At 70.0% G+C, this 12,445-nt stretch carries 9 protein-coding genes; 4 read left to right on the top strand and 5 right to left on the bottom strand.

Annotated elements, in window-relative coordinates:
• The first annotated feature begins 164 nt into the window (after positions 1–164).
• Positions 165–1,280 (top strand): PucR family transcriptional regulator, encoded by a 1,116-nt coding sequence (locus tag ABD296_RS35050; RefSeq protein ID WP_344277426.1) that lies wholly within the window; start codon positions 165–167, stop codon positions 1,278–1,280.
• A 173-nt stretch (positions 1,281–1,453) separates the two neighbouring features.
• Positions 1,454–3,367: a class I SAM-dependent methyltransferase gene (locus tag ABD296_RS35045; protein ID WP_344277423.1), complete on the top strand. Its 1,914-nt coding sequence runs from the start codon at positions 1,454–1,456 to the stop codon at positions 3,365–3,367.
• A gap of 214 nt (positions 3,368–3,581) precedes the next feature.
• Here the strand turns inward: ABD296_RS35045 and ABD296_RS35040 are convergent, their stop codons facing one another.
• The 3 genes from ABD296_RS35040 to ABD296_RS35030 all read right to left on the bottom strand — a co-directional run bounded on the left by ABD296_RS35040 (position 3,582) and on the right by ABD296_RS35030 (position 7,957).
• A complete protein-coding gene (locus ABD296_RS35040; protein WP_344277420.1) occupies positions 3,582–4,775 on the bottom strand; it encodes a DUF1996 domain-containing protein in 1,194 nt (397 codons plus the stop codon).
• Between the two features lie 786 nt (positions 4,776–5,561).
• Positions 5,562–6,338: a VOC family protein gene (locus ABD296_RS35035; protein WP_344277417.1), complete on the bottom strand. Its 777-nt coding sequence runs from the start codon at positions 6,336–6,338 to the stop codon at positions 5,562–5,564.
• Positions 6,339–6,661: 323 nt separating this feature from the next.
• Complete coding sequence (locus tag ABD296_RS35030) at positions 6,662–7,957, bottom strand: cytochrome P450 (protein ID WP_344277413.1); 1,296 nt, start codon at positions 7,955–7,957, stop codon at positions 6,662–6,664.
• A 212-nt stretch (positions 7,958–8,169) separates the two neighbouring features.
• Between ABD296_RS35030 and ABD296_RS35025 the strand changes: the two genes are divergently transcribed.
• Together ABD296_RS35025 and ABD296_RS35020 are read left to right on the top strand one after the other, a co-directional pair.
• Positions 8,170–8,793, top strand: coding sequence for a TetR/AcrR family transcriptional regulator (locus ABD296_RS35025; RefSeq protein WP_344277411.1), 624 nt, complete (start codon positions 8,170–8,172; stop codon positions 8,791–8,793).
• Positions 8,790–9,659, top strand: a complete 870-nt coding sequence (locus ABD296_RS35020) for an acyl-CoA thioesterase domain-containing protein (protein ID WP_344277409.1) — start codon at positions 8,790–8,792, stop codon at positions 9,657–9,659. The genes ABD296_RS35025 and ABD296_RS35020 overlap by 4 nt, the downstream gene beginning before the upstream one ends.
• Here ABD296_RS35020 and ABD296_RS35015 read toward each other — a convergent pair.
• Entirely contained in the window at positions 9,590–10,450 is an 861-nt protein-coding gene (locus ABD296_RS35015) for a hypothetical protein (RefSeq protein ID WP_344277406.1), read from the bottom strand. The genes ABD296_RS35020 and ABD296_RS35015 overlap by 70 nt on opposite strands.
• A gap of 256 nt (positions 10,451–10,706) precedes the next feature.
• Positions 10,707–12,445, bottom strand: a 1,739-nt coding sequence (locus tag ABD296_RS35010) for a hydroxysqualene dehydroxylase (RefSeq protein WP_344277401.1), incomplete at its 5' end; no start/stop codon positions are given.

Raw genomic sequence — 12,445 nt, 5'->3', positions numbered from 1 at the left:
TGATGACACTGACATGGTCAGATAGTCAGGCGGGGGCTTCGACCAATGGGAGGACGCTCGTGCCGACAAGGAGGATGCCGGCCCGAAGGCCCCATTTCATTTCTCACCGGGGCCGTTCGCATGACGGTCTCGGTGACCTGCTCCGGCCCCATACGAACTCGGTCGTGGACGAGGTCGTCAGGGAGATCCGGAAGCACGTGCCCGAGTACGCGCAGCCGCCCGACAGCGACTACGGCCGTCGGCTGCGCCGCAACATTTCCGCGACGGTCGGGCAGTTCGTCGACTCCCTGGGCGGGACGGCGGCGGACATCGGCATCCTGACCGTGACGTACCGGCGGTTGGGCGCGCATGAAGCCCGCAACGGCCGCAGCTTGGACAGCCTGCAGGCCGCCATGCGGCTGGGCAGTCAGGTCGCCTGCAGGCGGTTCATCAGGCAGGCCTATCGGCTCGACTGGACCAGCGAGACGCTGGCTCTGCTCACCGACTCGCTGTTCCTCCTGTTGGAAAAGGCCGTCAACGCCGCCGCCGAGGGGTACGCCGCCGCTCAGGGCGAAATGGCGACCGAGCGCGAGCGCCACCGCAACCGGCTGCGCGACCTGCTGGTCGCCGATCCGCCCACCAGCCGGCAGGCGCTCATCACCCTGGCCCGTGCGGCGGACTGGGAACCGCCGCACACCATCGGTGTCGTCGCGCTGCTCTCGTCACCGGCCACGGCCTCACGCGTCACATCGCCGGCGGTCCTCGCCGACTGGGACGGCCCGGAGCCGTATCTGGTGGTGCCCGATCCGGACGGCCCCGGGCAGGACCGGTTGCTGTCGGCGCTCTTCCGCGGGCATCCCGGGGTGATGGGGCCCACCGTCCCGTTGAACCAGGGCGCCGTCTCCCTGCACTGGGCCCGGGAGGCGGCCCGGCTCATGCAGCGCGGCGTGCTTTCACAGCGGGGCGTCGTGCGATGCGTGGAGCACCTCTCCGTACTCGCCGCCTCACAATGCGAGGACCTGGTCCATGCCGCCACTGCCCGGCATCTGCGCCCGCTGCTGGACCTTCCCGCCAGACGCCGGGAGACCCTGGTGTCGACGCTGCTGACCTTTCTCAGCTGCGGTGAGAATGCGATCACCACGGCGGAGCGGATGCACGTTCACCCGCAGACCGTGCGTTACCGGATTCGCACCATCCAGAAGCTCTACCACGACGACCTCGTCGGCCCCGACAACCGCCTCGACATGATGCTGGCGCTGAACGCCTTTCTGCATTTCTCCAAGGACAGGCCGCCGGCCTGATCCCCGCTGTCCGCGGGGACGGCGCTGTCCGCTCACTTGGTGAGCCGTTACGAGCGTCCGCTTTGGCACGAGTGACAGTGGCCGTCGGCCCCGGGCGCGATGAGGATCGCTGACCACCGCGACGTCGAGCCGGCACCGGGCGTCCCAGCCCCGGCCGTTCCAGGAGGACCACCATGCAGATGCGACCGGTTTCGCTGCTGATCCCGGCAGGCTTCGTCATCGAGGCGCTCTTGCGGCGGAGCCGGACTACCGGACTCCATGCGCTGCCGCCCTCCGACCGGCCGGTCGCCGCACGGCATCGCTTCGTCACCGCGGCCGGAACGCGGCTCGACGAGGCGACCAAGCGGGCCGCCAGCGCGTACGCCGGCGACCACGGGCTGGCCGTGCTGGAACTGGTGCCGGACGGCCTCGACACCGCCCGTGCCATGGACCTGGTTCGCCGCCTGCATCCCCGTTCGTACCGGACCGCGCGTCTCGCCCGAGGCATCGGGGCGGGATACGCGATGCTCGTCGACGTCGAGGTCCTCGAGAAAGCGGACGTCACGCGGCGCGCCGGGCTCTCCCAGATCGAGATGGACGAGCTCGCAGTCCGGCTGAAGTGCTACGCGCCGGTCGCCACGGACGTCGCGGTCGTCCCAGGTCCGGCGCCGGCGCCGTGGACGCCCCGCGAGCGCAGGATGATCCTGCGCCACCGGTGGGTCGCGGACCTGCCGGTCTACCTGGCGGGAAACATCCTCGGCCTCTGCTTACTGGGAGCCTGGCTCGCCGGTTCGGTCGCGACCGGACACGCGCAGGACGGACACCCGGCGCCGGGCGGAGGACGACCCGGCCTGCGTACGCGGTACCGAGGAAGCGGCCGCCGGCGCGCCGCGGTACGTGCCGCGGTCACGCTCGCCGGGGTGTGCGCGCGTCCCTACATCGTCACGGCGGGCACACCACTACACCCTGATGATCTGATGCGGTCAGCGCTCACCGGCACTTTCGGGGCGCTCGTACGGTACCTGCGCGTCGCCACCGCGCCGGAACCGGCGGATCCCGATCTGCCGCGGCTTCGCCGAGAGTACGCCGACGAGCTGGGCAGGGGACTGGGGCGCTTCTTCGACCAGCCCACCGGCACCTGCCCATGCTGCGGCGGCACCGACCTGCGCGGATTCCTGTCCAGCGGCGACCACCAGCACCACCGGCCCGGTGTCTTCCACCTCCACAGGTGCCGCGCCTGCGGGCACGTCTTCCAGAACCCGAGGCTGAACACCGATGGGCTCGGCTTCTATTACCGGGACTACTACGAAGGGTCCGGCGCGGCCGAAGTAGAGCGCGCCTTCCGGCTCGCGGCCCCGATCTACCGCGACCGCGCCAGGATGCTGTGCGGCCACGCGGCCCCGAGGAACTGGCTCGACGTCGGCGGCGGGCACGGCCACTTCTGCAACGCCGCCAGAGACGTGTGGCCGCAGACCCGCTTCGATGCGCTGGACCTCAACGAGGGCATCAAAGAGGCCGAACGCCGCGGGTGGATCGACACCGGCCACATCGGCACGTTCCCGGAACTGGCCGACAAGCTCACCGGTGCCTACGACGTCGTCAGCATGCACCACTACCTGGAGCACACCATCGCGCCGCGCCGGGAACTGAACGCCGCCGCGCGGGTGCTCAAACCGGGCGGTCACCTGCTCATCGAGGTGCCCGATCCTCAATGGATCATCGCGCGGCTCGCAGGCCGCTGGTGGCACGCCTGGTTCCAGCCGCAGCACCTGAACCTCGTCTCCCTGGGAAATCTCTCGATGATGCTCGCCGAACTGGGGTTCCGTCCCGTCGCCGTGCACCGAGGCGCCGCCCACCAGCCGATCGACCTGTTCATGATCGTTCACCTGCTGGTGCACCGGATCGTGCCGGACCCGGCCAAGCCCTGGCGCGACCCCCGCTGGCGGCGGACCCGCGTCGCCGCCCGCACCGCCGTCTACCTCGCCGCCGGCCCGCTCATGCTCGCCGCGGCGATGGCCGACCAGCTCGTCCACCCGGTCATTAGACGAAGCGAGCACTCCAACACCTACCGGATACTCGCCCAGCGACTCCCCAACGGCCACGAATGACGCCGCGCTCGCGAGAGCCGCATCGGCCGCCTCAAGCACTGGCGCGGCATCGCCACCCGGTTCGACAAGCTCGCCCGCAACTACTGGGCAGCAATCGTCCTGGTCACAGCCCTGCTCTGGATCAACACATGATCCACCGGACACGCCTAGCGCGGGTGCCGACCGTTCGGCGCCGGGTACGACCTCCGTGCCCGGCGTCGGCGCGCGCTTTGTCTCAGCATCGCCGTCCGGTGTTGATGCAGGTGACGGCCTTGCGCATCAGGCGCGTCGACATGACGTTCTCGAAGTCGCCGTGATCGGTGATCGGCTTGTGGAGCTGCTCGGGGAAGGTGTCCAGGGCGTAGAGGGTGCCCTTGGCGATCTGCGCCTTGCTGATCTTGATGGTGTAGCCGAGCGTCATGCGCAGTTGCGGCACGGCCTTCGTCCCGGACGGGCAGGCGCCCGCGGCGTCGGGGAACACGATGTGCGCGCGGTGGTTGGCGCTGTCGGTGTTCTGGCCGTCCCAGCAGCTCGGGAAGTCCAGGACCCGGGTCACCCTGCTGCCGCCCGGGCAGATCGGGTACTTGTCGGCCGTCGTCCGGGCGGTGAAGCCGGTGCACGTCCAGTGCGCCCGGGCGTTGGCGGTGCCGTTGGTCAGGGATTTGGCGTCACCGGTGACGGCCCGCAGGAACCGGGGCATCGCGGTGACCTTGCTGCGGGCGTTGCCGCGGTACTGGATCGACACCGTGGCGGGCACCAGAACGCGGCCGATGTTGAGGTCTGCGGCGCTGGAGTCGTGCTGGGCGGGGTCCGCGGCGCTGCGCAGCCGCACGACAGGCCAGTAATAGGTCGACTTGTCGCCGTTGCTGCAGGTCGTGCCGGCCCGGCTGAGGCTGCCGTCGGTGGAGAACGCGTCAGTGGACAGGTTGCCCACGTAGTCGTGGATATGGTGCGCGCCGTTCTCGACCCCGGGCGCGACGAGGAAGTTGGCCGAGTTGTGATGGCCGTTCTGGTTGCGTCCGCATCGGGAGGTGAACGTGCCGCGGGACCCTTTGCGGGTGGTCTTGGCGCGGCCGGCGCTACGCGGCACCTTCCGGATGTCGATGAAGTCCGCGGCCGTCGGACTGGCCGCGGATTGCTGCCCGTTGCCTGCTTGGCCGCCCCCGGTGAGGGTGCAGGGTGCCAGTGCGTCAAGGCCGGCGGGGCGCTGAGTGACCCGGCCGATCGCGGTCGCGATCCGGTTGATCGTCGCGACACGCTTGTCCTTCAGCGGCCCCAGGATGGCGTTCTGCACGAAGTTGGGGCCTCCCTGCCCCGCCGAAGAGACCAGCCGCGTATTCGCCTCCTTGATCTGCGTGTCCAGAAGGGCGAGGTTGCGGTCCACTTCAGCCTTGGCCTGCGCCGGCACTGACGGCAGCCGATCGGCCACGGTCGGGCACGTGATGGCCTGCGCCCGGGAAGCGGTGGGAGTCGAAGCGCCGGCCGGTGCCACCCCCAAAACGGCGAAGGGTGCCACAACGAGACCGCTCCCGGCGGCCAAGGCCAGGGAACGCAGGACCGAGAGCGGGCGGCGAGCATGCCCCATGAGTTTCCTCCATTTTGAAGGGTGTGAGGAAGTCCACCCGGCTCCAATCCGTTGGTACGCACTGCATCGGCACGAAGGTTCAAGGGGATGGCGAAAACCTCCGGACGGCGTGGTTCGCGGCAATGCCTTAGCGATCACTCAGCCCTGCTTCAACACAGCCTTAAGGAATTCCGCTGAATTCCACGCCGGGCTACCGTCCCTGATGTCGTAACTCCCGACGCAGCCGACGCGCCTTCCACCTCACCCGGCCCCAGACGCGCTGGCCGTCGGTCCTTTCTCTGGAGGTGGCGCAGATCTACGGTGGCCTTCCGTACGAGACCGTGTACCGGTCCCGTGCGGAACGGCCGCCCGCATGTGAGATCGTCTGCCACCCTGCAGATGCGCGAGCACCTCGCCGCTGTGTTCGCCGAGTGGGACGGCGCTGGCGGTGCTGTGCCGGGTGGCCGCCGACCAGGACGTGCTGAGCGACGGCGCCGACCCCGGCCTTCTGCCCGAGATCCTGGTGGCCCAGTTCCAGGGCATGATCCTGCTGGCCAAGACCGGCCGGTCGGACGCGTCGCAGATCCGCCACATCGGTCTGGTTGCGCGAGGTGCGCGCACGCCTCGGCGTCGAGGTCAACCGGGCGGAGGTCAAGAAGCATCCGTGGGAGCGATGATGCCGAGGCCGGCGCCGGTGGGGTCGATCATTCTCGCAGAGCGGCCGGGCTGGGTGTCGGTGGGAGGGACCTGGATACGGGCACCGAGCTCTGCTGCCCTGGCGGCCGAGGCGTCGCAGTCGGTGACCCGGAAGTAGGGAATCCACTGCGCCGGGGCATGCGGGGGCAGTTCGTCCGTGGTGACCGTGCCGCCGAAGGAACGGTCGCCGATCCTCCAGTCGATAAAAGGGCGGCCGCGGTAGACGCTGTCAACGGCCTGCCAACCGAACACCGCGCTGTAGAAATGGCGCGCCTGCCGGGTGTCGGGGCACATCAGCTCGACCCACCGCACGGCTGACGGCTCGGTACCGGCTCGGACCCTGAGGATGCCGGGAAGCGCGACACCGAAGTCGGCACCCTGGCAGTCCTGAAAGAGCGCCAGCTGCCCGAGATCGGCGACGTTGGTCGGCGGCATCAACTCCTGCCCGCCCGCTGCATCGACGGCGTCGGCGGTGACCTGGAGGTCCTCGACCCGGAAGTAGCACGTCCACGTCGGCGGCTGTGCATCGTCGGTCAGCGGCTGCATGCCCGCGACCTCCGGCCCCTGGTCGCCGCCGAGCGTGAAAATCTCGTAGTCGCCGTAGCCTGGTACGGCCAGGGTGAAGTCCGACCAGCCGAACAAGTCGCGGTAAAAGCCCTTGGACACCGGCACGTCGGGGCTGGCCAGGTCGACCCACCCCGGCCAGCCGAGAGGGATGGCCGCCTCAGGCATCCTCGAACCTCCCGCCGTGAAGCCGGACAAGGATCGCACCACGTCGATCCGGGCATCGTCCGGCCCGCGCAGCGCGCATGCACACCACACTATGAGCGGTCACGCAAACAGCATCGGACGTGCGATTACGGAATCTGCCAAGACCTTCCCACCTGAAACGATCCGATGGGAACCGCGGAGCGCCGTTCTCGATGTCGATCGAGTCGTGGGCCGGACGGCCGCTGGTCGTCGGCTTCGTCAGTGGGGGCGGGCGGTGAGCCGAGTGGGGCGATGTCGGGCTGTGGGCAGTGCTCGCGGAGCGGCGTCTGCGGTGGTGCCCGGTGTTATCCGAGGGTTACCGGAAGGTGTTCGATGCCCGCGATGAAGCTGGAGGTGATGCGGGAGACGTCGCCGTCGATGCTGAGGCGGGGATATCTGGTGACCAGTTCGGTGAGCATGGTGGAGATCTCCAGCTTCGCCAGGCGGGAGCCGAGGCAGAAGTGCGGTCCGGTGCCGAAGGCCAGGTGGGGGTTGGGGTCGCGGGTCAGGTTCAGGGTGTGCGGGTCGGTGAACACCGCGGGGTCCCGGTTCGCGGCCGAGTACCACATGACGATCTTGTCGCCGGCGCGGACGTGCTGGCCGCCGAGTTCGACGTCCCTGGTCGCGGTGCGCCGGAACTGCATCACGGGGGAGACGTAACGGACCAGCTCGTCGGTGCCCGCTGCCAGCAGTCCGGGATCGCGGGCGAGTTCTCCCCACAGCCGGTGTTCCTGAAGTGCGATGACCGCTCCGGAGAGGGAATTGCGGGTGGTCTCATTTCCGGCGATGACCAGCAGGATCCAGAACATGCAGAATTCTTCGTCGGTGAGCCGTTCACCGTCGACCTCGGCATTGGCGATCGCGGACATGATGTCGTCCGTGGGACGGGCGCGGCGGTCCGCTGCGACCTGCCGGCCGTACTCCATGGCCTCGCCGAACATCTCGACCGCCGCCGTCGGATCGCCGCTGAGTTCGGCGTCCTCGAAGCCGATCATCGCGTCGGACCACCGGATGATGAGATGACGGTCCTGCGGCGGCATCCCGAGCAGGTCGGCCAGCACGCGGGTCGGGAGTTCCTTGGCGACGGCGGTGACGAAGTCCACCGACCCGGCTCCCGCGATCTCGTCGGCGATCTCACGGGCTTGCCGGCCGATGGAGGAGCGCAGCGCCGCCATCGCCCGTGGCGCGAACGCCGGCGAGATGATCTTGCGGAGTCGGGAGTGCTCGGGCGGGTCCATGAACAGCATCATCAGGCGCAGGCCCGCGAGCGTGAGTTCGTCGGCGGTGAACATCTGGACGCCGCCCAGGTAGTTGGAGTAGGCGGCGGGCTGCCGGGACATCTCGTGCACGATCTCGTGGCCGGTCACCGCCCAGAAGCCGGGGGACGGGGGAGCGGGCAGGCCGCTGGACGCCTCGCTCGCCCGGTTCGCCGTCCGGCGCTCGTCCTGCCAGGCGACCGGGGCCTGGGCCCGCAGCGTGTCGAACGCCGCGTGCGGCGGGCCCGCCGTGAACGTGCGGGCGTCCGACAGGTCGGCGTCGCACAGGTCCGCGACCCGCGCGGCGCCCGGGGGAGCGGTCTCCGGCTGCTTTACCTCTTGCATTTCACGTCCAATGGGATGGGATCCGCATTGGGTGGCCCCGCTGCCCGGGGTCCCGCCTGCGTCGGAATGGAAAAGTTCGACGGGTGCGGGCCCGGCCGGCGCTGAAGCGCGATAACGAGCCCTGTGGACGGTGGTGGACGAAATGGCCCAACATAGTGACCATACACGTTTGTTTTTGTGTCATGTCAAGAGTGTGCGCTACATTCGGCTGCGTGCGGACACACGGATGGGGCGGTTCGCCGCCCGCCAGCGACGACGAGGCGATCGCGAGGATCAAGGCCACGACGCACCGCTGCGTCCGGGATCTCGGCGGCGCCACCACCATCGCGCACGTCGCCACGGCACTCGGGGTCAGCCGGCAGACCGTCTACCGGTACTTCCCCAGCACCGAAGCGATGCTGACCGCCGCCGCCCTGGACGGAACCCAGGACTTCCTGGCGCGCATGGCGCGCCGGCTTCGCTCCGTCACCGAGCCGGGCGAGGCGCTCGTCGAGTCGGTCGCCTACACCGTTCAGCAGATACCTCACGAGCCCTACCTGGAACTCCTGCTGAACGGGAGTTCCCTGCTGCCGAACGTCACCTCCGACACCGCGCGGGCCATAGGCCGCTCCCTGCTCGACCAGAGCGCGGTGGACTGGGACGCGACGGGAATCGACGCCGCCCGACGCGGCGAGCTGATCGAATGGACGCTGCGGGTCGTGCAGTCCTTCCTCCTCGATCCCGGCGATCCGGTCAGGAGTCCGGCCGAGTTGCGCGCCTTCCTGCGGCGCTGGCTCGCTCCCGCGGTGGACGCCGCCATGCACCGCGCCGACACCGACCCGAGGATGGCCTCATGACCCTCCGAAGCCGGCCCGCCGACACCGCCGGCACCGCGGAATCCGCCGCATCCGATGGAACCGCCGCGGGTGACACCGCGCTTTTCGAGCGGGACGGCGCACGCGTCGTGCCGACGGCCCACGCGCGCGGCCCCTGGCGCCGGGACACCCTGCACGGCGGCGCCGTGGCGGCGCTGCTGGCCGACTCGATCGACATACCGGGATGGACTCCCGTGCGCATCACCTTCGACCTGCTGGCGCCGGTCCGTGACACGCCGATGACGCTGACCGTGACCCGCCCCGAGGGCGGCAGCCGCGTGCAGCGCCAGGTGATCACTCTGCTGGCGGGGGACGTGCCGGTGGCGCGCGCGCACTGCCTGGCGGTGCGCCGGACCCGGCTCGACCTTCCCGACGGCGTCACCGATCACCGCAACCCGTTCGCCGACGTCCCCGTGCCGGATCTGAGCCGTCCCACTCCGGGCGCCCGCCAGGCGGTCGGCTGGGACAGCTTCGACAGCGGGGCGGTGCGCGTGCATCCGCTGGAGTCGTCCGACCTCGGGGAAGGCGCCATCGGGGTATGGGTCCGCCTTCTGGTGCCCGTCGTCGCCGGCCAGAGCACCTCCGCCATCGCCCGGGTCGCGGCCGCGGCCGACTACGGGTCCGTCGCCACGAACGCGCGGCTGCCCTTCGACCGGTGGAGCTTCATGAACGCGGAGCTGAGCCTGCACGTCTCGCGGGAGCCGGCCGGCCCCTGGGTCGGCCTGGTGGCCACCGGCGTCGTCCAGCCCGTCGGAAGCGGGCTCAGCTCCGCGACCCTCTATGACTCCGCCGGACGGCTCGGGCAGTCCGCGCAGGCACTGGTGGTCGAAGCAAGGCCCAGGGACTGAACCCGCCCAGCACACCGCGGCCCTCGCCAGGTCGTCATTGGCACACGCCTGGGCCGAGCAAGTGGCAGCGCGCACCGCTCCGGGCCATAACCGATAGATCGGTGCTCAGAACACCGGGCCAATCGCAGCACGGGCTGCAGCCCGGAACCGCACTTCCTGATCATCCCAGTCGCGCCAGGCGTTGCACGGCTGGGCAAGTGGTGGATTCGGGTGCGGGCCGCCGACCGTTCATGGTGCGGAACTGCGGCGATGGCCAGCACCGACAGCGTGAGCGCCGCCGCGATCTCGGCGGTAGCCCCGTCCGGCCACGGTTCGCGGAAGAGCAGCGTGCCTACCAGCAGCAGGTACGTCTTGGCGGTCGCGGTGGCGACGAGCCCGGTGACGACCAGCCGGCTGCGCTGGAGGGCGATCTGCAGCTGGCCGAGCGCGAGCGGCGCAGTCACGGCGAACAACGCGAGGTAGACGGCGATGGCCGGCGTGCAGGGGTGCGGGAACTGTGCGGCGGCGCCCTTCAGCATCAGCTCGGCCGTGCCGGTGAGCAGCCCGACGTCGATGGCGAGCGCGACGCCGGTCAGCGGGCGGGCGTGCGCGCCTTTGCGGGTGAGGTCGGCGGCGAGGAACCCGGCGCACGGGACCAGCAGCGACAGCGCCGCCACGGTCCCGAGCAGCCACCACGGGACGGTGGCACCCACGCCGGCGCCGGACGCCTTGACGGCCGAGGTGAGCACCGCCGCGCCGCCGCCGCGGTGCGCGGTTCCCGGCGCGCCGTCCGACGCGTCCAGGAACAGCACCGTCGCGGCGGCCAGGGCGAGAACGCATCCCCATTCGCGCGGGGTGAGGCGCTCACCCAGGATGGGTAGATGCCGGTGGAGAGGGTGGCGATTGCCTGGTATTGCGCTTGCCCGGCCTGGAAGTGCATGGCTTGGACCTGGATGGCCTGCACGTGCATGGCGCGACCTTCCGTGCCGCCCGCGGCCCGGCCGGTCGGCGCGCTGGAACCGGACCGCGGGCGGCGGCTCGAGGGGTGGGACGGACGATCCGCCGGTGCTACGGCTTGGCCGGGTCGTACAGGTCGAAGGCGTTGGGCTGGCCCGCCTTGAAGCGCCGGTCATCGTCGTCGTAGAAGCCCTTGAACTCGTTCGGCAGGTACAGGTTGAAGATCTCGGCGGGGGTGCCGCCGGCGCCGGAGGCGTCCAGGATCGCGTTGGCGGCCTTGCGGCCGGCGGTGTTGGCGCCCTCCATCGTGGCGAGGTTGATGTCGGCGCGGACGTAGTCGGAGGCCAGGAACAGGTTCGGCAGCGCGGTGGCCGCCTCGGGCCGGTAGTTCCACGAACTCGGCTTGTTGATCATCAGCGGCTCGTCGTTGGCGGCCTGCGGGGTGCCGTTGCCGGTGATGGCCGGATCGATGTAGTAGGAGTGGATGTTGGCGTCGTTGAGCACGACCCCGCCCCAGGGGATCGCCCGGCGCAGCTGCTCCTTGACCTCGTTGAAGATCTGGTCGGAGGTGCACTCGCGGGCGGTCTTGCCGTAGAGGACGCCCTTGGTGTCCCAGGAGGACAGGTCGATCGACAGGCACTCGTTGACGTCGCCGTTGCCGTAGGTCGTGCCGAACTTCTTCTTCCAGAACTGGGCCTGGCTGATGGAGGTGAGCGCCCACGGCTGCCCGGCGTAGGCGACGTGCCCCTTGGCCAGGTCGATCGGCTGCCGCAGGTAGATCATGATGCCGTTCATCCAGTCGGTCGTGATCTGCGACAGGCTCTTCAGGTTCGGGTCGGCGGCGAGGATCTGGTCGTTGAGCAGCGGGACGGCGCGCTCGATCGGCACCGCCAGGACGTAGTGGTCGGCGTCGACGTTGCTCGTGCCGCCGCTACCGCTGATCTGCGCGCCGCTGATCCTCTTGTCGGTCACGTCGAGCCGGGTGAGGGTCGCGTCGGACTGGAACTTCACGCCGAGGGACTTGAGGTAGGCCACCCACGGGTCGATGAGCGCCTCGTTGGTGGGGGCGTTGAGGAGCCGGTCGGGGGCCTTGTAGCCGCCGAGGCCGAGGGTGCTGTAGACCCACGCTTCGGCCATCAGCCCCATGGTGTGCGCGTTGGCCTTGTCGGGCTTGGCCGCCACCAGGGTGCCGGTGAACAGCTGCACCAGCATCTCGTTGTAGGGCTTGTCCATCTTCTCCGCGTGCACCATCTCGGAGAAGCTCATGTTCTCCCACTGGTTGTAGCGGCGCAGCGGACCGCTGGTGACGAACGCGATCATCTTCTGCAGGAAGTAGCCGGCCTCCCACGCCTGGACGGTGCCGAGCAGGTTGATCCCGGTGGACAGGAAGGCCAGAAGCGAGTCGGGGCTGAGCGTGCCCTCGATGGTGCCGCGGGCGGGCAGGACGAGCTTGGTGCCGTTGTAGAACGCGGCGACCTCGGTGCCGGCGACCAGGTTGTCGAAGGCCTTCCCGCCGCCGGGCAGCGGGATCCGGCTCATCGTGTCGGGCAGGTTCTGGTAGAAGCCGGGGAAGAATCGGAACCCGTGCTCGGCCGGCAGGTCCTGGCGGCCCCCGCCGCCGGTGTTCGGGACGGGCATGCTGCGGCACTTGCCGCCCCAGGCCTTCCGCTCGTAGATCGTGACGTCGAACCCGCGCTCGGCCAGCTCGTGGGCGGTGGACAGGCCGCCCATCCCGCCGCCGAAGATCGCGACCCGGCGTCCGGCCTGGGCGGCGCGCCCGGTGCGGGACGCGCGGCGCGCGGCCGGGGACGCCGCCGGGGCGCGTCCGGTGCCGAGGGCGCCGGCGGCGG

Source organism: Actinomadura napierensis, from assembly GCF_039529375.1.
Classification (GTDB): domain Bacteria; phylum Actinomycetota; class Actinomycetes; order Streptosporangiales; family Streptosporangiaceae; genus Spirillospora; species Spirillospora napierensis.
Note: the sequence above shows the minus strand (reverse complement) of the source record. Positions and strands in the feature narration are given on the sequence as shown.